At 44.4% G+C, this 24,786-nt stretch carries 25 protein-coding genes; 16 read left to right on the forward strand and 9 right to left on the reverse strand.

From position 1 onward, the window contains the following. Positions 1-132 precede the first annotated feature (132 nt). Entirely contained in the window at positions 133-591 is a 459-nt protein-coding gene (locus tag LZG74_RS22885) for a regulatory protein RecX (RefSeq protein ID WP_233798836.1), read from the reverse strand. Positions 592-710: 119 nt separating this feature from the next. Here LZG74_RS22885 and LZG74_RS22890 point away from each other — a divergent pair, with 119 nt between their 5' ends. From LZG74_RS22890 to LZG74_RS22905, 4 genes are all read left to right on the forward strand, one after another. Further along, a complete protein-coding gene (locus LZG74_RS22890) occupies positions 711-1,526 on the forward strand; it encodes a metallophosphoesterase (protein WP_233798837.1) in 816 nt (271 codons plus the stop codon). A 216-nt stretch (positions 1,527-1,742) separates the two neighbouring features. After that, positions 1,743-2,579: an Abi family protein gene (locus LZG74_RS22895; protein ID WP_233798838.1), complete on the forward strand. Its 837-nt coding sequence runs from the start codon at positions 1,743-1,745 to the stop codon at positions 2,577-2,579. A 242-nt stretch (positions 2,580-2,821) separates the two neighbouring features. After that, on the forward strand, positions 2,822-3,034 hold the full coding sequence (locus tag LZG74_RS22900) for a hypothetical protein (protein ID WP_233798839.1): 213 nt from the start codon (positions 2,822-2,824) through the stop codon (positions 3,032-3,034). 57 nt (positions 3,035-3,091) lie between these two features. Further along, positions 3,092-3,334, forward strand: a complete 243-nt coding sequence (locus LZG74_RS22905; protein ID WP_233798840.1) for a hypothetical protein — start codon at positions 3,092-3,094, stop codon at positions 3,332-3,334. 66 nt (positions 3,335-3,400) lie between these two features. Here the strand turns inward: LZG74_RS22905 and tyrS are convergent, their stop codons facing one another. Next, positions 3,401-4,696, reverse strand: a complete 1,296-nt coding sequence (tyrS, locus tag LZG74_RS22910; protein WP_233799200.1) for a tyrosine--tRNA ligase — start codon at positions 4,694-4,696, stop codon at positions 3,401-3,403. A gap of 125 nt (positions 4,697-4,821) precedes the next feature. Here tyrS and LZG74_RS22915 point away from each other — a divergent pair, with 125 nt between their 5' ends. Then, positions 4,822-6,594 carry a discoidin domain-containing protein gene (locus LZG74_RS22915; protein ID WP_233798841.1) on the forward strand — a complete coding sequence of 591 codons (1,773 nt, stop codon included), beginning with the start codon at positions 4,822-4,824 and terminating at the stop codon, positions 6,592-6,594. A 1-nt stretch (position 6,595) separates the two neighbouring features. On the opposite strand, the gene LZG74_RS22920 is transcribed toward LZG74_RS22915, so the two are convergent. The 3 genes from LZG74_RS22920 to LZG74_RS22930 are packed head-to-tail and all read right to left on the reverse strand — an operon-like array spanning position 6,596 to position 9,032. Then, on the reverse strand, positions 6,596-7,189 hold the full coding sequence (locus LZG74_RS22920; protein ID WP_233798842.1) for a Uma2 family endonuclease: 594 nt from the start codon (positions 7,187-7,189) through the stop codon (positions 6,596-6,598). Between the two features lie 56 nt (positions 7,190-7,245). Next, positions 7,246-8,511 carry an S-adenosylmethionine:tRNA ribosyltransferase-isomerase gene (locus tag LZG74_RS22925; protein ID WP_233798843.1) on the reverse strand — a complete coding sequence of 422 codons (1,266 nt, stop codon included), beginning with the start codon at positions 8,509-8,511 and terminating at the stop codon, positions 7,246-7,248. An 8-nt stretch (positions 8,512-8,519) separates the two neighbouring features. Continuing rightward, entirely contained in the window at positions 8,520-9,032 is a 513-nt protein-coding gene (locus LZG74_RS22930; RefSeq protein WP_026632374.1) for a hypothetical protein, read from the reverse strand. A gap of 151 nt (positions 9,033-9,183) precedes the next feature. Here LZG74_RS22930 and LZG74_RS26620 point away from each other — a divergent pair, with 151 nt between their 5' ends. The 4 genes from LZG74_RS26620 (at position 9,184) to LZG74_RS22945 (ending at position 11,334) form a co-directional block, all read left to right on the forward strand. Then, positions 9,184-9,474, forward strand: a complete 291-nt coding sequence (locus LZG74_RS26620) for a BrnT family toxin (protein WP_409014523.1) — start codon at positions 9,184-9,186, stop codon at positions 9,472-9,474. Beyond that, complete coding sequence (locus LZG74_RS22935; RefSeq protein WP_233798844.1) at positions 9,455-9,619, forward strand: hypothetical protein; 165 nt, start codon at positions 9,455-9,457, stop codon at positions 9,617-9,619. Before LZG74_RS26620 ends, LZG74_RS22935 begins: the two co-directional genes overlap by 20 nt. Continuing rightward, entirely contained in the window at positions 9,594-10,154 is a 561-nt protein-coding gene (locus LZG74_RS22940) for a cob(I)yrinic acid a,c-diamide adenosyltransferase (RefSeq protein WP_233798845.1), read from the forward strand. Before LZG74_RS22935 ends, LZG74_RS22940 begins: the two co-directional genes overlap by 26 nt. 112 nt (positions 10,155-10,266) lie before the next feature. Next, positions 10,267-11,334, forward strand: coding sequence for a branched-chain amino acid aminotransferase (locus LZG74_RS22945; protein ID WP_233798846.1), 1,068 nt, complete (start codon positions 10,267-10,269; stop codon positions 11,332-11,334). A 78-nt stretch (positions 11,335-11,412) separates the two neighbouring features. On the opposite strand, the gene LZG74_RS22950 is transcribed toward LZG74_RS22945, so the two are convergent. After that, complete coding sequence (locus tag LZG74_RS22950; protein ID WP_233798847.1) at positions 11,413-12,297, reverse strand: AraC family transcriptional regulator; 885 nt, start codon at positions 12,295-12,297, stop codon at positions 11,413-11,415. A gap of 152 nt (positions 12,298-12,449) precedes the next feature. Between LZG74_RS22950 and LZG74_RS22955 the strand changes: the two genes are divergently transcribed. The 5 genes from LZG74_RS22955 to LZG74_RS22975 all read left to right on the forward strand — a co-directional run bounded on the left by LZG74_RS22955 (position 12,450) and on the right by LZG74_RS22975 (position 21,000). Further along, positions 12,450-14,279 carry a sodium:solute symporter family protein gene (locus LZG74_RS22955; RefSeq protein WP_233798848.1) on the forward strand — a complete coding sequence of 610 codons (1,830 nt, stop codon included), beginning with the start codon at positions 12,450-12,452 and terminating at the stop codon, positions 14,277-14,279. Between the two features lie 334 nt (positions 14,280-14,613). Further along, positions 14,614-17,814 carry a SusC/RagA family TonB-linked outer membrane protein gene (locus tag LZG74_RS22960; protein WP_233798849.1) on the forward strand — a complete coding sequence of 1,067 codons (3,201 nt, stop codon included), beginning with the start codon at positions 14,614-14,616 and terminating at the stop codon, positions 17,812-17,814. Positions 17,815-17,824: 10 nt separating this feature from the next. After that, entirely contained in the window at positions 17,825-19,408 is a 1,584-nt protein-coding gene (locus LZG74_RS22965; RefSeq protein WP_233798850.1) for a SusD/RagB family nutrient-binding outer membrane lipoprotein, read from the forward strand. A gap of 108 nt (positions 19,409-19,516) precedes the next feature. Further along, the gene (locus tag LZG74_RS22970; RefSeq protein WP_233798851.1) at positions 19,517-20,032 is read left to right on the forward strand and encodes a phosphoheptose isomerase; all 516 of its coding nucleotides are present in this window, start codon (positions 19,517-19,519) and stop codon (positions 20,030-20,032) included. A gap of 80 nt (positions 20,033-20,112) precedes the next feature. Further along, complete coding sequence (locus tag LZG74_RS22975; RefSeq protein ID WP_233798852.1) at positions 20,113-21,000, forward strand: DUF72 domain-containing protein; 888 nt, start codon at positions 20,113-20,115, stop codon at positions 20,998-21,000. A gap of 43 nt (positions 21,001-21,043) precedes the next feature. Here LZG74_RS22975 and LZG74_RS22980 read toward each other — a convergent pair whose 3' ends face one another. After that, on the reverse strand, positions 21,044-21,988 hold the full coding sequence (locus LZG74_RS22980; RefSeq protein WP_233798853.1) for an MBL fold metallo-hydrolase: 945 nt from the start codon (positions 21,986-21,988) through the stop codon (positions 21,044-21,046). A 47-nt stretch (positions 21,989-22,035) separates the two neighbouring features. Here LZG74_RS22980 and LZG74_RS22985 point away from each other — a divergent pair, with 47 nt between their 5' ends. Together LZG74_RS22985 and LZG74_RS22990 are read left to right on the forward strand one after the other, a co-directional pair. Beyond that, positions 22,036-23,520 carry a cryptochrome/photolyase family protein gene (locus tag LZG74_RS22985; RefSeq protein ID WP_233798854.1) on the forward strand — a complete coding sequence of 495 codons (1,485 nt, stop codon included), beginning with the start codon at positions 22,036-22,038 and terminating at the stop codon, positions 23,518-23,520. Positions 23,521-23,569: 49 nt separating this feature from the next. Beyond that, the gene (locus tag LZG74_RS22990; protein ID WP_233798855.1) at positions 23,570-24,013 is read left to right on the forward strand and encodes a GNAT family N-acetyltransferase; all 444 of its coding nucleotides are present in this window, start codon (positions 23,570-23,572) and stop codon (positions 24,011-24,013) included. A gap of 11 nt (positions 24,014-24,024) precedes the next feature. Here LZG74_RS22990 and LZG74_RS22995 read toward each other — a convergent pair whose 3' ends face one another. After that, entirely contained in the window at positions 24,025-24,396 is a 372-nt protein-coding gene (locus LZG74_RS22995; protein ID WP_233798856.1) for a type II toxin-antitoxin system HigA family antitoxin, read from the reverse strand. A gap of 7 nt (positions 24,397-24,403) precedes the next feature. Continuing rightward, positions 24,404-24,706 carry a type II toxin-antitoxin system HigB family toxin gene (locus LZG74_RS23000; protein WP_233798857.1) on the reverse strand — a complete coding sequence of 101 codons (303 nt, stop codon included), beginning with the start codon at positions 24,704-24,706 and terminating at the stop codon, positions 24,404-24,406. Positions 24,707-24,786 lie beyond the last annotated feature (80 nt).

Raw genomic sequence — 24,786 nt, forward strand, 5'->3', positions numbered from 1 at the left:
AAGGCAAAAATAAAATGTCCGTTCTCAATGCAGTCAGAAACAAAATCGTCCACATCATCTTTGCCCTAATAAAAAACCAAGCAACCTATCAAGATCACTTGGTTTTATCATAGAAATCAGGCTGACAAGCTTTCAGGCAAGCAATTCCTCAACCAGCCTCCAAACCAACTCACTCTCATAACCCTTCCCCAGAGCAAACCTCACCAATTTCTGTTTCAGCTTAAAAGGATCATTCTCTGTTTTCAAAAGCAAATTCCTCTTCTTCTCCAAAAGCGTTCTAAGCCCCTCCACATATGCCTTATCCTCAATCTCCCCCATTCCCTTTTCAATGCTATATTGACTCAGCCCACGCCGGTTGAGCTCCTGCCTGATCTTCATCCGGCCCCAATTTTTAATCCTGAATTTTCCACCAGCATAAGTTTTCGCGAAGCGTTCTTCACTCAGATAATTCATGGAAATCAGCTCAGCGATGAGCTCGTCGGCCTCTTCGCCCCACACATTCCACTTTTTCAGGCGTTGGCGCACTTCATCTTGCGTTCTTTCCTGGTAAGCACAATAGGAAGCAGCTTTTTGCAGGATTAGGCGATCCATGAATTGATTTTTATATTAAATATTTTTAACAAGGTGCAAGAATAAAGAAAATATCATTCGCGAATAACTATTTTTGGAATAATAAAAACACCCCGAACGCCCCAAACCTAAACGATTCGATGACATTCAAACGCCGCTCTTTTCTCAAACTTTTACCCGCATTGCCAGGCCTTTCATTCATATCAAAACCAGCAGAAAACAATGTTCCCGCAAGAATTTCCATGCGGTTCATCGTTGCCTCCGACGGACATTATGGCCAGCCAAACACCGATTTCAAACAATTCCACACGGATTTGATCAGCTGGGTGAATCGCGAGAAAATGCAGAAAGGCGTTGACTTCCTATTCTTCAACGGCGACCTCATCCACGACGATCCGACATTGTTATATGATTTCAAAAACACGATCAGCAACCTCAGCGTGCCGTTTTACGTAAGTCGCGGCAATCACGATAAAGTTGGCCTGGACGTGTGGCAAAGCACGTGGGGTTACCCCACAAACCACAGTTTTGCAAAAGGTGAATACGCATTCATCATCGGCGACACTTCCAACGAAAAAGGCGAATACGTGTGCCCGGATGCAACTTGGCTAAAAAACGAAATCGCCAAACACAAGGACAAAAAGGGCATTTTCGTATTCCTGCACATCACCCCCGCCAAATGGACCGTGAACGGAATCGAATGCAAGGAAGTCATCGACCTCTTCGAAAACACCCCCAACATCAAAGCCATCTTTAACGGTCACGACCACGACCAAGACAGCACGAAAATCTACGGAAAGAAACCCTATTTCTTCGACGGCCACTTCGGAGGAAATTGGGGAACGACTTATAAAGGTTACCGGATTGTAGAGATTTATGAGGATAGCACGTGGCAGTCGTATCAGTATAACCCGACGGCTGCGCCAGTTTTGAATAGTTTTACTGGGAAGAGTTAGAAGTCAAATAGTGATACTTTGCTCCCAAAATTTAATACTTCAATCTCAAAAGACAAGATCTTAAAGAATTTTCATACCTTTGCGTCAACACGTTCACCCCCCTTCCCATTAGAACAGGGCGCTTAGGGTGAACTTTTTATAGCGAATGGATAAAATTCCTTATTCAAAGCCCTCTTAACATTTGCCAGTCAACTTCAACAACTTATTGACCGCGGTTTGATTGTTGAAGACCCTCAGAAAGCATTGCATTTACTTGAAAATGTCAGCTACTATCGCATCAGTGGTTATTGGTATCCATTGCTCGCCGATAAGCAGTTGCATACTTTCAAAGAAGGCTCCTCATTTGAAACTGCATTCCAGCTTTATTGTTTTGATCGCGAACTAAGGCTACTCATCAGTTCAGAATTAGAAAAGATTGAAGTTGCTGTTAGGGCGAAGATGATCTATGTTTTGTCACAAAAATATGGTGGGTTTTGGTTCGAAAACTTAACATTGTTTAAAGATCCGGATAAATTCAAAGGTCAGATATTAGGTAAATTGAAAGAAGAATATGAACGAAGTGATGAAGAATTCATCAAAGCCTTTCGAGATAAATACTCTAACCCATTCCCTCCTTCCTGGATGATCATGGAAATTGTATCATTTGGCACACTATCTAAATTGTATTCGCAGCTTGCTCCTGGAAAGGAAAAACGAGACATTGCTCAATATTTTGGTTTACCCGACTCTGTTTTTGGCACCTGGCTTCATAGCATTGTGTATCTACGAAATGTTTGTGCACACCATTCCAGATTATGGAATCGCGGTTTGAGCATAAAACCACAATCGCCGCATTCACCAAGAAAGGTTTGGCTGAATAATCGTAACGTGCGCACGGATAAAGCATACTTTGCCTTATCGATGACAAAATATCTTTTGCAAACGGTTAATCCCAAATCTCGATTTACTATTAAGTTCACTCAATTACTAAGCAAGTATCCAAATGTAGATGTGAAGGCGATGGGATTTCCAGACAATTGGGAGAAAGAGCCGCTATGGCAAAGCCAGGTTTGAATTTGACGGAATGTGCCGTCAAGCAATTAAGGAGGCTGCAACCGGAGCCATACTTATAATATCAACGCGATTTCTAGAAACAGAAAGTTCCTCCGGAACATTTGCTAACCAAAATCCCAGAGGGATTCCCTGTTTATAGCAACACAATGTCATTCAAATTTTTTGGCTCCAGCGGAGCCTCCTAAAAGCCAGAGCAAAAAAAGCTTGTTGTATTTTGCGACAAGTTCGTTTACATTTGAAATATGAAATCATTTTCGTCAATTGACGAAGCTTTTAAGTGGTTTCTTGAAAACGTTTACAAAAATCTTCCTCCTGAGCAGAAAAAGGGGCGATTAACATATGCCTGGCGAGATTATACGCATGGAGGAAGCATTACTGAAAAACGGATGAGAGAAATCTTAGAGGAATTTGGCGATATAGAAGTTAAGACTATTGTTAACTACAAGCCAAACTGATTTTTTTTGACCACATCTTGTCGTAAAATACAACAGACTTATAAACACAAATTGACCATGATGAACACTTCTCAAACACATTATGCAACATTGCCGGATCACCTAGCAATCCTCCAACAATTCTTCCAGACCGACAAAGGAAGTGAAATCATTGAATCGCTGAACAAGAATATTGAGAGCATCCTCTTTACTGAAAGCATTGACTCGATCACGCCTGAAATGCGCGTGCATATTGCGAACCAGCTACGAGTTGCAACGTTGCTATCCAAGTTGGAGCGTTGTTATAAGGAGATTGGTTAATGCAACTAAGACTTTCCAAGTTTTGAAAACTTAGAAAGTCTCGTCACCAGCGAAACGGATGGGCAACTAAACAACCCGAACCAAATGATTCTTCTTCCCTTTCGAAATCAACAAAAACCGATCTTGCAGCAAACTAAAATCACTCAAAGCTTGCTCAGCAGAGGTTACTTTTACCTTATTAACACTTACCGCATTTTGCTGAATCGCTCGTCTTGCCTCTCCTTTTGAAGCATAAATTTCGGATTTGGTAACGGTTGAAATCAAATCCGTAATGTTTGCCGTTTCGCTCCACTCGACCTTTGTGATGTCCGTTTGGGGCACGCCTGCGAAGATGGTGTCGAACTCGTCGGCTTCGATACTTTGTAATGTTTCCAATGTTGCTTTGCCGAATAACACTTCTGATGCTTTCAAAACGGTTTGATATGCACGTTCTGAGTGGATTCGGATCGTTAGTTCGGATGCCAATGCTTTTTGCATGATGCGCAAATGTGGCTCGGCGGCATGGCTCGTTTCTAATGCTTTAATTTCTTCTCTGTTTTTGAAAGAAAAAACCCGCAGATAACGCGGCAAATCCTCATCGGCCTGGTTGAGCCAGAATTGGTAAAACTCATATGGAGACGTTTTTTCAGCATCCAGCCAGATGTTCCCGCCTTCGCTTTTGCCGAATTTCGAACCGTCGGATTTGGTTAAAAGTGGCGTTGTTAATGCGTATGCTTTGAAATAACCTTCTTCGTCGCCTTCCTTGCGACGGATGATTTCAGTCCCGGTTGTAATGTTGCCCCATTGATCGGAGCCGCCCATTTGCAAACGGATATTCTTGTTTTTGTATAAATGATAAAAATCGTAGCCTTGCAGCAATTGGTAAGAAAACTCTGTGAATGAGATTCCCGTTTCCAAACGCTTTTTAACCGAGTCCTTCGACATCATATAATTGACGCTCAGAAACTTGCCAGCTTCACGCAAAAATTGCAAAAAGCCAATGTCCTTGAACCAATCATAATTATTAACCATTTCAGCTGAATTCTCTCCGCAGTCAAAATCAAGGAATTGTTCCAATTGCTTGCGAATGCCATCTTGATTAACGCGCAATGTATCTTCATCCAAAAACGACCGTTCCGATGCTTTAAATGACGGATCGCCGATCATTCCCGTTGCGCCACCGATCAATGCAAATGGCTTATGACCAGCACGTTGAAAGTGGACCAAAAGCATGATCGTAGCCAGGTTACCGATGTGCAACGACGAGGCCGTTGGGTCGAAACCGATGTAGCCAGCCGTCATTTCTTTTTTCAGTTGCTCATGCGTTCCGGGCATCATATCATGAAGCATTCCGCGCCAGCGCAGTTCTTCAACAAAATCAATCGTCATTATAAATCGTGTTTCTTATTTCAAAATCGAAGCGCAAAGGTAAACGTTATCGGTTTACCGGGAAAGTGCCTATTTTAGCATGATTAAAAGATTTTCCTGCATTCAAACCTCACATACTAATGATCAGAAACATTTTACAAGTTATTTCCTACACCTTTAATGTCCTCATTTTCCAGTCTGCGGTTGCACAAACGACCTATTGCAATCCGATGGACATTGATTACAAATACAATTTTGAGCAGTTGAATGAGAAAATAAGTTACCGTTCCGGCGCGGATCCGGTGATCATTAACCACAAAGTTTCCGGAAAAGGAAGTGATTATTACATGTTTGTGACCATTCAGGGCGGTTACTGGCATTCCAAAGATATGATCAACTGGAAATATCTGACTGCCAACCGCTGGCCTTTTGAAGATATGTGCGCTCCGGCGGCTGTTTCAGTCCGTGACACGCTTTTTTTGTTTCAATCCACATTCGAATCCCGTCCTATCCTCTATTCCGTTGCGCCGGAAAAAGGCATTTGGGAGTTTTATAACCGCTGGACGCCGCGCTTGCCGAAGGACATTGGGCCGTGGGATCCGGCGATTTACCACGATCCAGACACCGACAGATGGTTCATGTATTGGGGTTCGTCGAATGTATATCCGATTTTCGGCGCCGAGCTGGATCATAGCAAAAAGCTGGCTTTCAAAGATCAGTATAAGGCAATGTTTTGGTTAAATCAATACGAGCATGGCTGGGAACGCTTCGGCCCGAACCATTCCGATCCATTCAAACCGTTCACCGAAGGCGCCTGGATGACCAAGCATAATGGCAAATATTATCTGCAATACGGCGCTCCTGGCACGGAATACAATGTTTACGCCAATGGCACTTACGTCGGCGATGACCCGCTCGGGCCATTCACTTATGCGCCTTACAATCCGGTTTCCTACAAGCCAGGTGGCTTCGCGACCGGTGCCGGGCACGGCAATACATTTCAAGATAATTTTGGCAATTACTGGAACACCGGAACCTCCTGGATCGGCTACAATTGGGGAATGGAAAGAAGGATCGTGAGATATGCAGCTGGTTTCGACAAAGACGGCCAAATGTTCGCCAACACCCGGTTCGGTGACTTTCCGCACAAAATGACAACCAAAAAGTGGGAAGGCAAAGGCGATGAACTTTTCACAGGCTGGATGCTGCTTTCCTACAAAAAACCTGTCACGGCATCGTCCGTTATGGACACCATGTCCGCCGCAAAAATCACCGACGAAAACCCCAGAACTTTCTGGGTCGCCAAACAAAACAAACCCGGTGAAACGTTGACCATTGATTTACAAAAAGAACAGGAAATTAAAGCTGTCCAAGTAAATTATTCAGATTACAAATCAGACATTTTCGATAACAAACCGGAAGTCGTTTACACGCAATTCAAAATTTTGACTTCTACTGATGGCAAAAAATGGGACATCGTAAGCGATCTAACGCAGGAGCCAAAACGCGACCGGCCATGCGCCTACACTGAGCTGGCAAAATCCGTAAAAGCGCGTTATGTTCGCTATGAGCATATATATGTTGCTTCACCCAATCTGGCGATCAGCGAATTCCGTGTTTTTGGAAATGGATTTGGAAAAGCGCCTGAAACGCCTGCAAACTTCTCAGTGATTCGCCAAAAAGACACCAGAAATGCAGATTTGAAATGGGAAAAGGTGCCGGGAGTGATTGGCTATAATGTGCTTTGGGGAATCGCGCCGGATAAATTGTATCAGACTTATCAGTTCTGGAATGACGAGCCTAATGCATTTGAGCTGAGAGCTTTAAATGTCGGTGTGCCCTATTACTTTGCCATTGAGGCTTTTAATGAGAATGACGTTTCGAAGATGAGTGAGGTTGTTGGGGTGAAGTGATTTAAATAATCTCTTCGTCGGGGATGAAAATAATGTTTTCGTAAATGCCTGAAAGTGTAATATTGAAATTTAGCAATTCAAAATTGATAATGTCGCTTGGCTGATCAAATGTCTGATACGTCCAAATATCTTTCTGCTCAGTTCGAGTGAAAAGCTCGACATAAAATTCGTTTTGAGACACTAGCATGTAATATTGCAGTGAGGGGATTCCTTTGTACATTCTCAGCTTAAAGCCGCGGTCATAGGTCGCAGAAGTTCTAGAAAGAATTTCAACCAGAATGCTCGGATGCTTGACGATATATTTTCCGTTCACGTCATCTTTTGCACAAGTGACAATCACGTCAGGATAAGGATAGAAAAAATTTGGGACAGCCTCAACCTTGATATTTTCTGAGAAAACTCTGCAACCCTTTGGCACAAAAACGCTTTTCAACAGTGACCGAACGTTGTCTACAATATCATTGTGATTCATAGTCGTTCCTGCCATGGCGAAAATCTCTCCATCGTAAAATTCATGACGGATTTCACTTTTCTCCTCCATTTCTAGGTATTCGGCTACGGTGTATTTTTGTTCTGAAATTTGTGCGTGTCCCATAATGGTTGATTTTTCAAAACAAATTACATCAAAATTCGAGCATTTTCAAATTGCACTCAATCCTTCCGCCACAACAACGATGAATCTCCATAACTCAAAAAGCGATAGTCCTTTTCCAACGCCTCTGCATAAATACGCTTCCAATCTTGGCCGGTTAAGGCGGCAACTAAGAGAATGAGCGTGGAGCCTGGCTGGTGAAAATTGGTTACTAAGGCCTTGCAAAGGCGGAATTTGTAGCCTGGGAAGATGAAGATTTCGGTTTCACCCACAATGTGGTCTGTGTTGTGTTGCTCCATGAAAGCTAAAATTGAATGCAATGCTTCGCTTGCAGACGGAAGATCCTTTTCTTCGAAAGGATAGGGATAAAGCTTTTCTATGAAAAAATCGGTCGTCTCCTGGCGATAGAGCTTTACGCCGAACCAATACAAACTTTCCAAAGACCGCAATGATGTAGTGCCGACCGGAATGACCATTTCCAGATTTTCAAGCAGATCATTGATCAGTTGTTTAGTAAAAACGACCTGCTCCGAATGCATCCGGTGCTCAGTTACGGAGCTTACTTTGATTGGCTGGAATGTTCCTGCGCCAACGTGAAGGGTGAGAAAAGATCTCTTTACACCTTTTGATTGAAGTTTTTCAAAAACCTCCGGCGTGAAATGCAGGCCAGCGGTTGGCGCTGCGACTGCGCCGTCGTGATGGGCGTAGACGGTTTGGTACGTTTCCGAATCGCTGGCTTCTGTGTTGCGATTAAGATATGGTGGCAATGGGATTTCACCAAGTGCTTTTACAATGTCGAGAAAAACGAAGTCCTCATTCCAATTTAGCCGAACCAAATTCCGGTCATAATCCTCGTATTTAACGCTCAGAACAACAAGTTGACCATTAATGTTGATTTCCGTCGTTAACTTATCGGCTAACTTCCAGCGCTTTTTATTCCCGATCATGCATTCCCACACGCAGGAATGCTTTACCAACATCGCATCATTAATCACACGCGTCGGCAGCTCTGGATGAAGCAGCAGGATTTCGATAACCGCTCCGGTCTCCTTTTTGAAATAAGCTCTTGCCGGGATTACTTTGGTGTCGTTGAAGACAAGAAGCGTTTTTGCAGGCAGGTTTTCGGCCAGATCGGCAAAACGCTTGTGCGTGATTTCGCCGGATTTATAAATCAGAAGGTTGGATTGATCTCGGTTTTCGAGGGGGTATTTTGCGATTCGATTGTCCGGAAGGTCATAGGTGTAACCGTCCAAATGAATGGATTCCGCTGCTTTTAGCCAGGAATTTTCTGAATTTCCGCTGCCTTGAGATTCTGCTTCTTCCATTCCTTTTTCTACAATTTATCCTCAGGAGCCGGCGTCCACAGCAATCTTAATGGCAAAAGGAAAACGATAATCATTAACCCCAAACCAACATAATACAGCCAGGAAAAATCGAAAACGTCGAGCTTATACTGCTGACTATTGACGGTCGCGAGTGCGAAAAGGCTCATGCCAATGATCGTGTTGATGACCGCTACGAGACAATAAAGCCAGTTGATCAAATGCTCGTTCAATGCTTCGCGGTGCTGTGCCCAGACTTTTTTGTTCAGAATAGGCAAATGCATAGGGTCCACTTTGGGAATATGCCGAGCAAGGCCCGTTATAAGCACATTATTAAGCAGAAACAGGGCCATGACAATGTAAAAAATGTGCTCTTTTTCAAGATATTTTTCAGCCAGACCATTGTCTGAGAAATCAACTGCAACCGTCTGCGGAAAAACCGAATACGTCCATACCAGCGCCCCGATCACCAGGATCAACGACATCCAGCGCCATACTTTTATAACAAATGTTGTAACTTTCATGAATCAGTAACCTCCGGGAGGTTTTATCGCCATAGTAAATTTGGCTGCAAAATTAGGGTGGGGAGTTTCTAAAACCTAATTGGGAACGTTAATGATTATAAATGTTAACTTTGAAAGTTGACATTCTCATAACACACTATACATATATTTAATGATTGAATTTGAATGGGATGACCATAACCGAAAACATATCTTAGAGGACTATCCTAAAAGAGAGAATACAAAAAGTGAAGTTGAAAGTATCTTCAACGATCCGTTTATGGAGTATCGAATGTCGGAGCGAACTACAACAGAGCAACGATATATCGCTATTGGATTAAGCAACTTAGCAAGGATCAGGGTTGTTATTTTTACAATAAGGGAAGAAAGAATCCGACCAATAAGTAGTTGGCCTGCAAGTACACAAACTAAACGACACTATTATGAAAGAGCCAAAAACTAAGAAGATTGCGGTAATTAAAAACCAGCACACAAAGGCGGAAATGCGGGAACTTGAAAAGGTTTTTTTAGACCCAACCGCGAAAACATATACGCTTCAGGAAATATTTGAAATGAGTAAAAATGAAAATATACACCAAAACAGGTGACAGAGGAACCACGTCGCTGATTGGCGGGACGCGGTTGAGTAAGGCGCATGTGCGGATTGATGCTTATGGCACTGTGGATGAGCTGAATAGTTATATCGGCATGCTCCGCGACCAGCCGGTGAATGAGCAGCGGCGGGATCTTTTGAAAGAGATTCAGGACCGGCTTTTTACAATTGGCTCGCATCTGGCCTCCGAATCGGATCAGGTGAAGCGGGTTTTGCCGGATTTGCTGGATACGGACGTGACCTTGCTGGAAACGGAAATGGATGTGATTGATTCGCAAATTCCGCCGTTAAGGGCATTTGTCTTGCCGGGTGGGCATCAATCTGTTTCGTTTGGGCACATTGCGCGCACCGTCTGCCGGCGGGCTGAGCGGGCAGTGATCCATTTGCAGCAGGGAGAAGAGGTCGAGGATATCGTCGTTCGTTACCTGAACAGGCTTTCGGATTATTTATTTATGCTCTGCCGCGCCATGACTTATGAGCTGGAAATTGAGGAAGTTACGTGGAAACCGAGGGTCGCTCCAAAAAAATAATTGTTATACTAAATATCTGTTGTTTATAGATTTATTTTTTTAAATTGCGGGACTTAGGAAAGCCGCAAAACTTCCTCAAAAAACAATATCCGCAATCTAAATTTTTGGCATTATGACAGCCGACACGTTGCAAATAGAGGTTCAGCAGACAACAAATTCACGTTTGCAAGAGGTTGATTTCAACAATCTCGTTTTTGGCCGGAATATCTCCGACCACATGTTTATCGCCGAATATCGCGAAGGCCAATGGCAAGACCTGCGCATTGTCCCTTATGGTGACCTTTCGCTAAGCCCTGCTACTGCCGCATTGCATTATGGTCAGGCTATTTTTGAAGGCATGAAAGCCTATAAAAGTGCCGAAGGAGAAGTGCTTCTATTCCGCGCGATTGACAACTGGAAACGACTGAATAAATCCGCCGAACGCCTTTGCATGCCCACAATCCCGGAAGAAATCTTCATGAGCGGGCTTACAGAATTGCTTCGTCAGGATGCGGACTGGGTGCCTTCACAAGACGGTTGCTCGCTATACATTCGCCCTTATATGTTCGCAACGGACCCCTATATTGGTGTAAAACCATCTGATTCTTACTACTTTATCATATTCACAAGCCCGGTTGGCACGTATTATGCGAAGCCTCCGCGGGTAAAAGTGGAAACGCATTTCATCCGTGCTGCAGAGGGTGGCGTGGGGGCAACAAAATGTGCCGGAAACTACGCAGGTTCATTATATCCTGCCAAACTTGCACAGCAAGAAGGTTATGATCAATTGATCTGGACCGACGCCCGCGAGCATGCGTACATTGAAGAATCCGGAACGATGAACATTATGTTTATCCTGGACGGCAAGCTCGTTACGCCATACGTTTCGGAAACCACATTGGATGGCATTACGCGTAAAAGCATCGTTGCCATTGCACAGCACTGGGGCATTCCGGTGGAAGAGCGCCGGGTAAGTGTGAAAGAAATCATTGACGGCCTGAAAGACGGAAGTCTGGAAGCTGCATTTGGTGCTGGAACGGCGGTTGTGATCTCTCCATTCGCGAGCATTGCCTACGAAGGCGTGGATTATCCTCTTCCTGAAATCAAAGAAGATTCATTTGTCAATAAAGTAAAGCGTTACCTGACGGATTTACGCACTGGCAAAGAGGAAGATACATTTGGCTGGATGCTGAAAGTATAGTTCTGATATTTTATACAAAAGGCCCGGTTAAGCGATTTTAACCGGGCCTTTTGTATAAACATAACCGGGTTTTCTGTTTTATATAAATGTCCTCGTCCCCGAATAATTGTCCCGGAATTCCTTTGGCGTGCAGCCATTTTTATTCTTGAAAATCCGGTTGAAATAGGACAAATTATTGAACCCGCATTTGTAAGCAATCTCCGAAATCGTGTTCGTCGTATTAATCAGAGAGCGCGATGCATGGCCAAGTCTTATCTCATTCAGGCTTTCGATGAATGTCTTCCCTGTCCGTTTTTTAATAAATCTACTAAACGAAACTTCCGACATGCCGGCCAGCTTGGAAATGCCTTCCAGATTGATCTCTTTGTCGTAATTATCGCGCATATAGGCAAACACTTTTTCGATTCTTCTGCTGTTATAATTAACGTTTTCGCCTGTAAATGTGCTGTTTGAAAGCGTTCGCATGTTTCTGGAAACGGACAGATCGTGCAGGATAGACATCAATTCAAGAATAGAATCAAAACCACTCTTTTGAACAAGGGCCGTGAGCCTGGGCGTAATCCGTTCAATGGTTTCTCTGGAAAATGCGATTCCCTTCGACGATTTCTCAAGCAGTGAGCGGACGAAAAACAGCTGGTTGCGTTTCAGGAATTTGTCGTCAAACAAGTCGCGATGAAACTGCACGGTGATCTCCTGCACTTCGGGAACGCCTTCCTGCCATTTATACGCATTTGTTAACCACCCATGCGGCAAATTATTTCCAACCAACACCAGCTCCGCATCGTCAATCACCTCGGTATGGTCCCCCACGATCCGCTTCACGCCCTTACCCGACAGCACAAGGTTCAGCTCAAATTCATCGTGGCTGTGTAAAGGGAAATCGAAAACGGTTTTTTTCCTGGCAAAGATTGTAAAGCAGTCATACTGAGTCAATGGGGTAATTTCACGGTAAATTTCACTCATACAGATCTTGGTTACAGAATGTGCTAAATATAATGATTTCGTGATAATATTCATCGACGGGCAAGGGGAAGAATTGACGTTACATATTGAAATCTGTCATTAGTATTCTAAATTCACTGTGATAAAAATACCATGGACGCCGGACCTTCTTCATGAAAATAAAACTGATTGATTTCCTTGTCATCATTGCCTATCTGCTGCTGGTAACGGTGATTGGAATCATACTCAAAAAACAGGCGCAAAAGAGCAAAAATGATTACATGCTTGGCGGGAGATCCATGCCGTTCTGGATGTTGGGCGTTTCCAATGCGTCGGGAATGTTTGATATCTCCGGAACCGTCTGGATGGTTTCCATCATGTTTGTTTACGGTGTAAAAAGCATTTGGCTGCCGTGGTTATGGCCGGTTTTTAATCAGATATTCATGATGGTTTATCTTTCCATCTGGTTGCGGCGATCCAATGTTTCAACGGGCGCTGAATGGATGCTCACACGGTTTGGGGATAAAAAAGATGCGTTGCCATCACATAAGACGATTATTGCCTTCGCGCTCCTGAGCTGTCTGGGTTTTATGGCCTACGGATTTATCGGATTGGGCAAGTTTATCGAAATTTTTATTCCCTGGCATTTTGTCCAGCCATATTTACCTTTTACAATCAGTGCAGCATATGCGGCGCATGTTTATGGCGTCATTTTTACATTGTTTACGGTTTTTTATTCACTTCTAGGTGGCATGAAAAGTATCGTCTGGGCCGATCTGATCCATTATGCGATCATGGTTGTCGTATCTGTCGCCATCGCTGTCATTGCTATGACCGCGTTACACGATGCCCGATCGCTGCCTGTGCCGATGGGTTGGAATAATCTGTTTTTTGGCAAAGAACTGGATATGGATTGGAGCACGCATATTCCTGAGGTGAATGAAAAAATCAAGGCCAATGGCTTCTCACCTTTTGGTTATTTCTTTGCGTTGATGACGGCCAAAGGCATTTTGGCGAGTCTGGCCGGGCCTGTTCCCAGTTATGATATGCAAAAAGTCCTGTCGGCAAAAACACCGCGCGAGGCTGCCCTTATGAGTATGATCGTGAATGTGGTGCTGCTTCCTACGCGTTACCTGCTCATTACCAGCGTTACCGTTCTCGGATTGTTATTTTATAAAGATCTCAGCATTTCAATCGCCGACAAAACGGATTTTGAGCGGATCCTGCCTGCTGTGCTCAACACCTATATTCCTTCAGGCTTGCTTGGATTGGTGTTGGTTGGGCTGATGGGCGCTTTTATGGGGACATTTGCGGGGACATTCAATGCTGCGCAGGCTTACCTTGTTAATGATATTTATCTAAAATCCTTTAATCCAAAAGCGACCAACAAGCAGATTTCCAGGATGAATTACCTGCTGGGCCTTGCCGTGGTAACGATCAGCATCTTGCTGGGTTTTTTGGCGAAAGACGTCAACAGCATTCTGCAATGGATCGTTTCCGCGCTTTTTGGTGGTTATATTGCTTCCAATGTTTTGAAATGGCATTGGTGGCGGTTTAATAGCAGTGGTTTTTTCTGGGGAATGCTCTCCGGCATACTTTGCGCTCTGGCAGCGCCATCCATTTTTCCGGGAACGGTCCCGCTTTTTTATTTTCCAATAATCCTGCTCATTTCAACAATGGGCGCAGTAACCGGCTCATTACTGACGCCCGCAATGGATTTTGATACATTGAAAAAATTTTACAAAACGGTCCGGCCGTGGGGATTTTGGGAACCTGTGGCCATTGCCGTAAAATCGGAAGATCCATCATTTGAGCCCAACCGTCGTTTCAAATGGGATATGTTTAATGTTGTGGTGGGCATTACGGCGCAGACTTCCATCACCGCGTTACCTGTATTTCTGGTGCTGCTCATGCCCGAACAAACTGCCATCGCAGCAGCCATACTGGCCGTTTCAGCATTGATCCTCTGGAAAACCTGGTACAAGCAGTTACCCGATCATTAAATCATAAAAACCTGACTGCCACAAGGAAATTACCCCTAAAACTGCTAAACAATACTTGAACGTATATAACAAAGCGACACTCTCGAAAATAGTGTCAGCAAGGAAAATTTGCCTTTACAATTTTTCTTAAAGGTTAATGCTGATAAACAAGGCATTAGAGCAGATATTACCGCAAAAAAATAGCCCTGATATCTTGAACAACTGTCAAAAATGTGTTATTTTTAGATAAAAAAGAACTATAACGGTATGCTCTTCGAAGTGGTATATTTGAGCCGGATTGTTCAAGATCCAATGTTATGATTTGATTAACCTATTTTCCAGAAAAAGAAAGCGTATGAAAAAACTTGTACTGAACATTGTGTTGGTACTGCTCTCCATGCTCGCCCTCCAGGGCAATGCACAGGATATGACAGTATCCGGGAAAGTAAATGATGCATCCGGCGGAGAAATCGCCGGTGTAAACGTGGTGGTAAAGGGAACAACCCGGGGAACTACTACGAACGACAAGGGAGAATATTCCATCTCAGTCGAAAAGGGAAAAACATTGACATTCAGCTATATTGGTTATGTTTCGAAAGAAATTGTTGTCAATGCGAGTGTGCTTGATGTGAATCTTGCAGCAGAAGCCACTGCCCTGAATGAAGTTGTGGTTACGGCGCTTGGTATCAGTCGTGATAAGCGTGCATTGGCCTACTCCATTACAGAAGTGAGTGGCAACAACCTGACGGCTGCCCGTGAAGCTAACCTTGGAAATTCCTTGGCAGGACGTGTTGCAGGTGTGAATGTGAGCAAAGTGGCATCTGGCCCGGCCGGATCTTCCCGTGTGATCATTCGTGGTAATAAATCGCTGCAAGGCAATAATCAACCGCTTTATGTAATTGATGGTATCCCCATGGATAACAGCAACTTCGGACAAGCGGGCCTTTGGGGCGGTTCTGATGAAGGAGATGGTCTTTCGAGTATTAACCCTGATGACATTGAGTCCATTACGGTGTTAAAAGGCGCCAATGCAGCGGCGCTTTACGGTTCGCGTGCAGCCAATGGTGTTATTAACGTCACCACAAAACGCGGCACAAAAAGAAAAGGCGTCGGCATTGAGTTCGGCTCAAACTATGTTTTTGAAAAACTGAATGACCTTTCTGATCTGCAACATTCGTATGGAGCTGGGGGTTACGTAAATGGTGTTGCAAGCAAGCCATCCAACCAGGCGCAGGCTTATGACTGGGGTGACGATTCGTGGGGACCAAAATTTGACAACAGCGAAGCAATCGGTTTCGATGGTAAAATGCACCCATATTCCTACGCTGGCGACAATTTCTCGCGTTACCTGAAAACAGGGCATGCTTTCACCAATAACCTGGCATTTTCAGGCGGAAATGAAACACAGAATTTCCGGGCATCTGTTACCAACCTGAAAAGCACGACCATCATCCCTAATTCAGGTTTCGACCGGATTAACCTTTCACTTTCAACGCAATCGAAATTTGGCAAAAGACTTTCTTTCGATGCCAAAGTGCTTTATTCAGAGGAAAAGGCGAAAAACAGACCAAATGTTTCCGATTCCCCTGGTAATGCGATCCAATCAATCTGGCGGATTCCGGGCGACCAGAATGTGCTTGATTATTACGGAGATCCTGCCAAGCCGGGTGCAATTCCAGCAGGCACTGACCCAGCCAGCCTGGCCATCTGGGGTGTATCCGAGTCGAGAGCAGTAGGAGAAGAAATGCAGCAAGCCAGCAATAACTGGGGTCAAAATCCCTACTGGGTTGCTTATCAGTTCATTAAATCGGATCAAAAAAACAGGATTATTACTTCCGGTCAGTTGAAATATCAGATCACCGACTGGCTTTTCATCCAGGGACGGGTTGGTTTGGACAAGTACAGCAGGCGCGCAGAGTCCCTCACACCCGAAGGAACCGGTTACCAGCGTGGTGGCGCCAGAAACCTTGGAAACTGGAATGTTTCGGAGCTTAATGCAGAGTATACAATCGGTGCGAGCAAGGAGTTTGGCAAATTCGGTTTCACTGCATTTGCAGGTGGAAACCGGATGAGAAGAAAATATGAATACACAAACGTTTACGGAAACGGCTTTAATGTTCAGTTTTTCCCGGCTTTGAACAACGTAAAAGACAGATCTTTCACTTATGACCCTAAGGAAAGCGGCATTAATTCGTTGTTAGGATCTGCCGAAGTTTCGTATGGCGGTTATTTGTTCCTTACGGCAACGGCAAGAAACGACTGGTTCTCAGTGCTTAACCCTGAAACAAACAGCATTTTGTATCCTTCTGTTGGTGGTAGCTTTGTATTTTCTGATGCTTTCAAAGGACTTCCATCCTGGTTGTCTTATGGTAAGGTAAGGGCGTCGTGGGCGCAGGTGGGCAATGTTACCATTGATGCTTATCAAAACAACCTGACTTACTCCCTGAACGGAAACCCGCATCTGGGCATTCCGATGGCATCATTCTCGCAGGCGATGGGTAACGGCGGAAACATTCCTAACCCCGCACTTAAACCGCTGACAGTTACAGAGACGGAAGTTGGAATCGATTTCAGGGTGTTTAACAACAAACTGGGCATCGACTTCACGTACTACGATCAGCAAACCACGGACGATATCCTGAATGCTACGATTTCACGGGCATCTGGCTTCGGAAGCACTTCTGTGAATTTGGGTAAATTACAGAACCGCGGTTTGGAGCTTTTGTTATCCGCAACGCCACTCAAAAGCAACAATCTGGTTTGGGATTTGACTGTAAACCTTGCAAAAAACAATAGTAAGGTTAAATCGCTGATCGAAGGAACAACCGAATTGGTAATGGACGAACCAAGAACCCGGAATGCTTTTATCAAAAACGTTGTTGGCCAACCGTTTGGAATGATCACGGGACGTGTGCAAAAAATGTCGCCTGATGGCCAGCCGGTATTCGATAAAGACGGTCGTCCGGTGAGTGAAGCTGGATATAAGGTGATTGGAAATGGTATTGCGAAAATGACAGGCGGCGTAACCAACTCTTTCAATTACAAAGGATTCGACCTTTCTTTCCTGGTTGACTTCAAAGTGGGCGGCGACATTCTTTCCGGAACGAACATGAGACTGGATCAATGGGGACTAAGCAAAAATTCCCTGAAAGGCCGTGAAGGAGAAGAGCCACTTACAGTGACCGGTGTTACCCAAGAAGGCACCGAATACAAGCCATTTACGAAAACATTAACGCCTCTGGAAGCATACAATTACTGGGGAGCCGTGGGTGGTGAAGGCGATAATGCTGTGACCACAATGTATCTCTACGATGCGTCATTCATCAAATTGAGACAGCTTACGGTAGGTTATTCTTTTCCTAAAAAGCTGCTTGGCAAAACGCCTTTGCAAAACCTGACACTTTCATTCGTGGGTCGTAACCTGGCTATTCTGTTCAAGAACACGCCGAACATTGATCCTGAATCCAATTATGCGAACGGTAACTCCCAAGGGTTCGACTACTTCGGGTTTCCTTCGACACGCAGCTACGGTTTCAATTTGAGAGCAACATTCTAATTTACCAAAGATGAAAAATTTGAAAAAATATATTAAATACGGATTGGCAGTGGCGTTGGTGACAGGATGTGATACCAAGCAATTGCACGATCTGAACATTAACCCGCAGGCCCTGAATGAAGTAAATCTGAACTTCATTTTTACGTCGGCTGAACTGGGCATTGCCTCCAATGGTACAACGGGCGACAACCGCTATATCGACTGGCGGACTAACATCGGCATGTTCTCCTATGCCATTCAGCACCTGGCCAACTCAGGCGGAGGCATTGCGCCTGGCGATAAATACACCGTTAATGCGGAAACAAACGCTGCGCCATTTGAATTTACTTACAATGATCAGCTCAAAAACATTGCTGAGATTCTGAAACAGTCCGGACCGGGCGGTTTTGCGGAAGGCAAGTACAAAAACACGCGCGAAGCTTCCAGGATCCTCCGTGCATTCAGCTTTGCCCGTCTGACAGATTTATATGGAAATATCCCTTATTCCGAAGCAAATAAAGGCATTGAAGGTATATTTTTCCCGAAATATGATACCCAGGATGTTATTTACGCCGACTTGCTGAAAGAGCTCGATGAGGCAACAGCAGCATTAAGCACTTCCAATCCGGATGAGGGGTTCAAAGCAGCGGATTTCATCTACAATGGTGACATTGCCAGATGGAAGAAATGGGGTTATTCTTTAATGCTTCGCCTGGCAATGCGTATTTCAAATGTGGATGCGGCCAAAGCGGCAACTTATGTAACCAAAGCAGCTGCGGGAGGTGTTTTCACAAGCAACGCAGACAATGTGTGGGTGAAAATGGCCGATGGCCCGAGCGAGTGGGTGAATCAGAACGGTATTTCGCGTGCGTTTGATGCGGGTGATGGCGGTCAGCCTACTTATTTGAGTGCGACGTTGGTTAATTTCCTGAAAGGTGCGAACCCGGCTGTTGCCACAGACGATGATCCGCGTTTGATGATCATTAGCGGTGGAATCGGCAGCGGGACGGTGATTACGGACCCGGTGAAGCAAAAAGGAATGCCCAACGGATATGATCTGGCGATGCTTGAAAAATTGGAAAACAAGAAGCCGATCGATGTCTCTACAACCTATTCAAGAATTAATTCAAAAATGTTGCAGGATTCTGATCCTTACCAGATCATGAATTATGGCGAAGTGGAGCTCCTGCTTGCTGAGGCGATTGAGAGAAAGATCGGAACCGGCATTGCGGGCACAGCGAAATCACATTATGAGGCTGGCGTGAAGGCTTCTATGCAAATGTACACGCCATTCGACGCGTCCCTGACGGTGTCCGACGCAGCGGCTGCCAAATATCTGACGACCTATCCTTATGGCGTAACAAAACCAGCCCTTGAAATGATCGGTGAGCAAATGTGGGTGAACAAATTCTTCAACTGGTGGGAAGCATGGTCCGACTGGAGAAGAACGGGATTCCCTAAATTAACACCAACCAACTATCCAGGCAATGTAACAGGCGGAACAATCCCGGTAAGACTTCGCTACCCAACCAACGAAGTGGCAGGAAACCCGAATTACCAAACCGGGGCAACATTACCTGACGACTTCACTACCAAAGTTTGGTGGGACAAATAATATAAGTTAGTAGATATAATTCAAAAGGTGCCCTGAATATTTTGGGGCATCTTTTTGTTTTTTATCCTAATTTTGAAATCATCACTGATTTTACCAACATCACAATTTATGATACAATCTTTCACCGCGACAGCCGATAAGGATGTTGTATTTGCCAAAGTTCAGCAGTTTATCGACGAACAGGGTTTCACAGTTGTCAGCAAGGATCATTCGCGGCCGTGGGGCGGTTTTTTTGTTTTGGAAGAAACGGAGGCACCGAAATTCATATCCACATTCTTCCCTCATTTGTCGCTTGAAGATTTTGCAGGTTACGAAAAACTGAGCCCTAAAATATTGGTTGTAGCGCCTAATAAACGTCTTTCCTGGCAGTATCATCACCGTCGCGCTGAAATTTGGAAGGTAATTGGCGGCAATGCGGGCATTGTGATCAGCGATACAGACGAAGAAACACCATTGCGCCAATTGCCGATCGGGACAGTTGTGGAACTGCAAAAAGGAGAGCGTCATCGCCTGGTAGGGGTTGATGAATGGGGTTTTGTGGCAGAAATCTGGAAACATACAGATGCCGCAAATCCATCCGATGAAGACGATATCGTCCGCGTACAAGACGATTTCGGCCGATAAAAAAGAAAATTTTCCCGTCGGTTTAAACCGACGGAAATTCTTCTTTATATATATTATTGATCCATTTTAGACATTAGACCATGAAATTCGGGAAAGTTGATAATCCAGAAGATGTTGATTTTAAGTTGCCGGACGATGCGGCTGCTAACAAGCAATTGTTGAACGACGCAAAGAAAGGCAAGCCGAATATTTACATTGGTTGTGCTAAATGGAACAAGGCAGACTTAAAAAGTTTTTATCCAAAAGGAACAAAGGATGAGCTCGGTTACTATGCAACTCAATTTAACAGCATTGAACTGAATGCGACTTTTTATAACAATTTTCCCGTGGAAACGATCGAAAGCTGGTATAACAAAACGCCTGCTGAATTTCGGTTTTTCCCAAAACTGCACCAGGGCATTAGCCATTGGAAACGCCTGAAAGATGCGAAAGAGCCCACAGAAGTGTATCTGGATGGCATCGCACATTTGCAGGAAAAACTGGGCATGCTCTTCCTCCAGATGCCCGACAATTTCGGCCCGAAAAACTGGGACGTTTTGAAAGCATACCTCGAAGTATGGCCTTCCGGCTTCCCGCTTGCATTGGAACTTCGCCATACAGGCTGGTACGACGGCTCATTCAACAGCGACGAGCTTTACGAGGTTTTGGAAAAAAATAACATTACCCACATTGTCACAGACTCCGCCGGTCGCCGCGACTTACTGCACATGCGCCTGACCACGCCGACTGCATTTGTGCGTTATAATGGTGCCAATGTGGATTCGGATTATACGAGGCTGGATGACTGGTTTGAGCGATTGAAATTGTGGGTGGAAGAAGGAATTGAGAACATTTACTTTTTTGTCCACCAGAATCATGAAGAGGCTTCTCCGTTGCTTTCCGCTTACCTGATAGAAAAATTCAACGAAAAGCTGGGAATGGAGCTCAAAGTGCCTGTGCATCCGACGCCGGTTCCTGCTAAAAAATAATGCTTGCAACTTCCGGGCGGATGTTATTTCGGCCCGGAAGTTGTTATTTCAATTCAAATGCTTTGCCCTGTTCCGGGAAAATAAGGTTTAATCCAAGCGCATTATCACTCGCCAGTTCCGCCTTAATCTGCGACTCATTATCTGCCGTCGGCTTCATATGTGTGATAATTACATTCAGGCCCTTCAAGCTTCCTGCGCCTGAGATTTCTGACAGCACATTCAATTCTTTCATCAGCCATTTTGGCGTCAAATGGCCGTATAATTGTCTGTCCGGCTGCTTGTTAGGATAAGACACTTCTAAAAATACTCCCGCCAGCTGTTTTGCCTTCACCAGCGGCGCAACCGCCTTCCAGACCTGCTGCATTTTATCAGACTTCTCAATTTCGTCAGGACCTGTATCACCAAAATACAAGACATATTTTTCGCCTTTCCGGATCAGAAATGCAGTGCTTTCGTAGGGATTGGAATGACTTAGTTTAAATATTTTCACGGACATTTCCGTCTGCTCAATATTCACTTCCTGATCCTCACCAAGCATTTTATAACTATACTTTTTCAAAGCCGGACTCGCACCTTCGTTCGTCAGGTTAGGCCAGCTTTTCCAATTGAAATAATGGCTTTTTAGCGTTTCAATGCAATATTCTGTGCCGTAAATGTTCTTCGCCGTGTCTTCCACCGAATTGATCACCATGCCCGAAACGTGATCCAAATGTGGATGGGAAATCAAATAAGCCTTGATATATTTTCTCAAAACAACATCCGCGGCAACTGAGAACGCCTTGTTTGTCAATGCTTTGGAAATCCCATTCGTCACAGTCCCCGCATCCAGGCAAACATAAGCATTGGAATTTACCGGTGCGACCATGTAAGCCGACAGGTTTCCATCGTCCCCGCCTCCCCTAACCCCCAGCGGAACGACGCGGAAGCTGTTTTGAGCAGAACAAACGGAAACAAAACAGGTTAAGAACAAGAATGCAAGGATTCGCATGGTTTTAGTAAGGAAGTTGGTCGGCATGTATCGATAATGAATAGCAAATGAAGGCAATTACGCTAATTTTTCCGCATCAGTTGTTTCATCCGCATCCGGCTGTTGCAGCGGGAAGAGACGTTTTTCTGGTGGAAGAGGATCTTTATTTCAACCAATTTTCATTTCACAAGCATAAATTATTTTTCCACCGCGCTTCCATGCAGGCTTACAAGCTGCATTTAGAAAGCCAGAAATTAAATGTGCATTACATTGACGCGCAGGATCCCCTGGCTGATGTCCGGAAACTGGTTCCTATGCTTAAAAAAAAGGGTGTTGAAGAAATTTTCTATGTGGATGTTACCGATAACTGGCTCCAAAAACGACTTTCAACGTCTGCAAAGATGAACAATATCGAGCTGATCGAGTTTGAAACGCCGATGTTCGTGAATTCCAAAGAAGATCTGGAAATGTATTTCATGAACAAGAAAAGATATTTCCAGGCAGATTTTTACAGTGCTCAGCGCAAAAAATACAAGATCCTGCTGGACGAAGACGGTGACCCGGAAGGTGGCAAATGGAGTTTTGATACGGAAAACCGATTAAAATTCCCCAAAAAACAAATGCCGCCAACTATTCATTTCCCGGCTTCAAATGAGCATTATGACGAAGCGAAACGTTACGTCGGGCAACATTATAAGGACAATTACGGAAACATTCCCGACGAAATCCGCTTCCCGATCACCACCGAAGAAAGCGAGGCCTGGCTGGATCAGTTTATGGAGAAGCGTTTTGAGGAATTTGGCAAATACGAGGATGCCATGGTTGTCGCAGAACATTTTCTCCATCATAGCGTGTTGACGCCCATGCTCAATACAGGCTTACTAACGCCTAAGAAAGTCATTAATGCAACCATAAAGTATGCGCGAAAACATGACATTCCGCTCAACTCACTGGAAGGCTTTATCCGGCAGATCATTGGCTGGCGGGAATTTATGCATGGGGTTTACGAATACAAAGGCAGCATTGAGCGGACGCGAAATTATTGGGGCTATACACGCAAAATCCCTGAAACGTTCTGGACTGGCACAACGGGCATCGAGCCGATTGATATTGTTATCAGGAAAGTCCTCGATATCGGTTACTGCCATCACATTGAGCGCTTAATGGTGCTGGGAAACTTCATGCTGTTATGCGAATTCGACCCTGATGACGTTTATCGCTGGTTTATGGAGCTTTTTATCGACGCATACGACTGGGTAATGGTCCCTAATGTCTACGGAATGAGCCAATTCGCAGACGGTGGATTACTAGCAACCAAACCCTACATTAGCGGCAGTAATTATCTGATGAAAATGAGCGACTTCCCCAAAGGCGACTGGCAGCAAACCTGGGACGGACTTTTCTGGCGGTTTATGGATAAAAACAGAAAATTCTTCCTGAAAAACCCACGCTTAGGCATGCTCATCCGCACATTCGACAACATGGAAGAAGGAAAGCGAAAAGCACATTTGCAGCACGCTAATGATTTCCTGACCAAATTGGACAAACAATAATCTGCTATTAATCCTCTAATTTCGCGATCCATTTTCCGACACGTGACCAATGATCAGAACAAACAGCGAAAACCCCGATTTTAAAAAGCTAACCGACCAGCTGGACGACGAGCTTTGCTCCATTTACAATACAAATAAGGCTGATTACGAAGACTATAACCGCATTAGCAATCTACCAACCGTCATGCTAGCCTATGCCGACAATGTCGCCATCGGCTGCGGCTGCTTTAAAATCTATGATGAAGAAACGATCGAATTAAAGCGCATGTACGTAACCCCGGCCTTCCGTGGCAAAGGCATCGCCTCCACCATGGTCCGCGAACTGGAACAATGGGCCATCGAACTAGGCTTCCAAAACGCCGTCCTGGAAACCGGCACCGGCCAACCCCAAGCCATCGCCATGTATCACAAACTAGGCTACACCAACGCCGAAAAACCCGGGCAGAATGAAGCGATTGGGCATAGTGTGTTTATGGTGAAGCGGTTGGTTTAAATGTGTTAGCATTAAATATGATGCAAGATAAAATCGGCAGGAATGTCCAGCTCAGTGTGCACAGCTTTGATAAAGGGAACATCGGGCCGCTGCTTTCCACTCATGATCAGTGACAGCTTAGCATTACTAACACCTAGTTTCGTCGCCAGATCTTTCTGCTTCAATTTCAGCTCATACATTCGCAACTCAATCATTCCCTGGAAAGTCCGCGGTGGCTCCACATAGTAATGTTTCTTTTCATAAGCCTGAGCAGCAAGAGCCATTACTCGGAGCTTTTCTGACTCATCAGGTGAAATGTTTGCTTCACCTTTGTTCATGATGTCCAGTATCTCTTCCATGATACGGTCATATTCTCGTTCACTTTTTATCTCTTCAAATTCCATATAACTTCTATTTAAATTTGATAAGCGATGCGTCGATCAGATCATATTCAGCGTGCGTACCAATAAAGAGAATATAAAGGGTCCTAACATTGAAGTTGATGAGTGCTACCAGCCTGTATTTATTTCCTCTAATGTTAAAAACGTAGCGGTCATTGCCAACTGAATCTACGGAATTAAAGACTTGCTTTACATGATGAAAATGAGCCCAATCAGATTGCTCGACGATCTTGAACCAGCTCTTCAAGGCTTCTTGCGAATCCTGATGCTTTTTCCCAAATTCTCTTATAGCTTTATAGCTAAGTATAACCATAATATTAATAGTGTGTGAGTAACCAAACATACAAGAAAATTAATATTTTCAAAAATTATTTAGAAAATCTAAACTAAATC

It is taken from the genome of Dyadobacter sp. CY327 (assembly GCF_021390415.1).
GTDB lineage: Bacteria > Bacteroidota > Bacteroidia > Cytophagales > Spirosomataceae > Dyadobacter > Dyadobacter chenhuakuii.

What these genes read in the sequence shown, in the direction of transcription:
- LZG74_RS22905 (WP_233798840.1), top strand. Translation starts at nt 3,092, where the DNA reads ATGATGAACACTTCTCAAACACATTATGCAACATTGCCGGATCACCTA.
- LZG74_RS22985 (WP_233798854.1), top strand. Translation starts at nt 22,036, where the DNA reads ATGAAGGCAATTACGCTAATTTTTCCGCATCAGTTGTTTCATCCGCAT.
- LZG74_RS22930 (WP_026632374.1), bottom strand. Translation starts at nt 9,032, where the DNA reads ATGAAAGTTACAACATTTGTTATAAAAGTATGGCGCTGGATGTCGTTG.
- LZG74_RS22950 (WP_233798847.1), bottom strand. Translation starts at nt 12,297, where the DNA reads ATGAGTGAAATTTACCGTGAAATTACCCCATTGACTCAGTATGACTGC.
- LZG74_RS22945 (WP_233798846.1), top strand. Translation starts at nt 10,267, where the DNA reads ATGACAGCCGACACGTTGCAAATAGAGGTTCAGCAGACAACAAATTCA.
- LZG74_RS22965 (WP_233798850.1), top strand. Translation starts at nt 17,825, where the DNA reads ATGAAAAATTTGAAAAAATATATTAAATACGGATTGGCAGTGGCGTTG.
- LZG74_RS26620 (WP_409014523.1), top strand. Translation starts at nt 9,184, where the DNA reads ATGATTGAATTTGAATGGGATGACCATAACCGAAAACATATCTTAGAG.
- LZG74_RS22885 (WP_233798836.1), bottom strand. Translation starts at nt 591, where the DNA reads ATGGATCGCCTAATCCTGCAAAAAGCTGCTTCCTATTGTGCTTACCAG.
- LZG74_RS22955 (WP_233798848.1), top strand. Translation starts at nt 12,450, where the DNA reads ATGAAAATAAAACTGATTGATTTCCTTGTCATCATTGCCTATCTGCTG.
- LZG74_RS22900 (WP_233798839.1), top strand. Translation starts at nt 2,822, where the DNA reads ATGAAATCATTTTCGTCAATTGACGAAGCTTTTAAGTGGTTTCTTGAA.
- LZG74_RS22890 (WP_233798837.1), top strand. Translation starts at nt 711, where the DNA reads ATGACATTCAAACGCCGCTCTTTTCTCAAACTTTTACCCGCATTGCCA.
- LZG74_RS22940 (WP_233798845.1), top strand. Translation starts at nt 9,594, where the DNA reads ATGAAAATATACACCAAAACAGGTGACAGAGGAACCACGTCGCTGATT.
- LZG74_RS22970 (WP_233798851.1), top strand. Translation starts at nt 19,517, where the DNA reads ATGATACAATCTTTCACCGCGACAGCCGATAAGGATGTTGTATTTGCC.
- LZG74_RS22920 (WP_233798842.1), bottom strand. Translation starts at nt 7,189, where the DNA reads ATGGGACACGCACAAATTTCAGAACAAAAATACACCGTAGCCGAATAC.
- LZG74_RS22925 (WP_233798843.1), bottom strand. Translation starts at nt 8,511, where the DNA reads ATGGAAGAAGCAGAATCTCAAGGCAGCGGAAATTCAGAAAATTCCTGG.
- LZG74_RS22960 (WP_233798849.1), top strand. Translation starts at nt 14,614, where the DNA reads ATGAAAAAACTTGTACTGAACATTGTGTTGGTACTGCTCTCCATGCTC.
- LZG74_RS22975 (WP_233798852.1), top strand. Translation starts at nt 20,113, where the DNA reads ATGAAATTCGGGAAAGTTGATAATCCAGAAGATGTTGATTTTAAGTTG.
- LZG74_RS22980 (WP_233798853.1), bottom strand. Translation starts at nt 21,988, where the DNA reads ATGCGAATCCTTGCATTCTTGTTCTTAACCTGTTTTGTTTCCGTTTGT.
- LZG74_RS22995 (WP_233798856.1), bottom strand. Translation starts at nt 24,396, where the DNA reads ATGGAATTTGAAGAGATAAAAAGTGAACGAGAATATGACCGTATCATG.
- LZG74_RS22915 (WP_233798841.1), top strand. Translation starts at nt 4,822, where the DNA reads ATGATCAGAAACATTTTACAAGTTATTTCCTACACCTTTAATGTCCTC.
- LZG74_RS23000 (WP_233798857.1), bottom strand. Translation starts at nt 24,706, where the DNA reads ATGGTTATACTTAGCTATAAAGCTATAAGAGAATTTGGGAAAAAGCAT.
- LZG74_RS22935 (WP_233798844.1), top strand. Translation starts at nt 9,455, where the DNA reads ATGAAAGAGCCAAAAACTAAGAAGATTGCGGTAATTAAAAACCAGCAC.
- LZG74_RS22990 (WP_233798855.1), top strand. Translation starts at nt 23,570, where the DNA reads ATGATCAGAACAAACAGCGAAAACCCCGATTTTAAAAAGCTAACCGAC.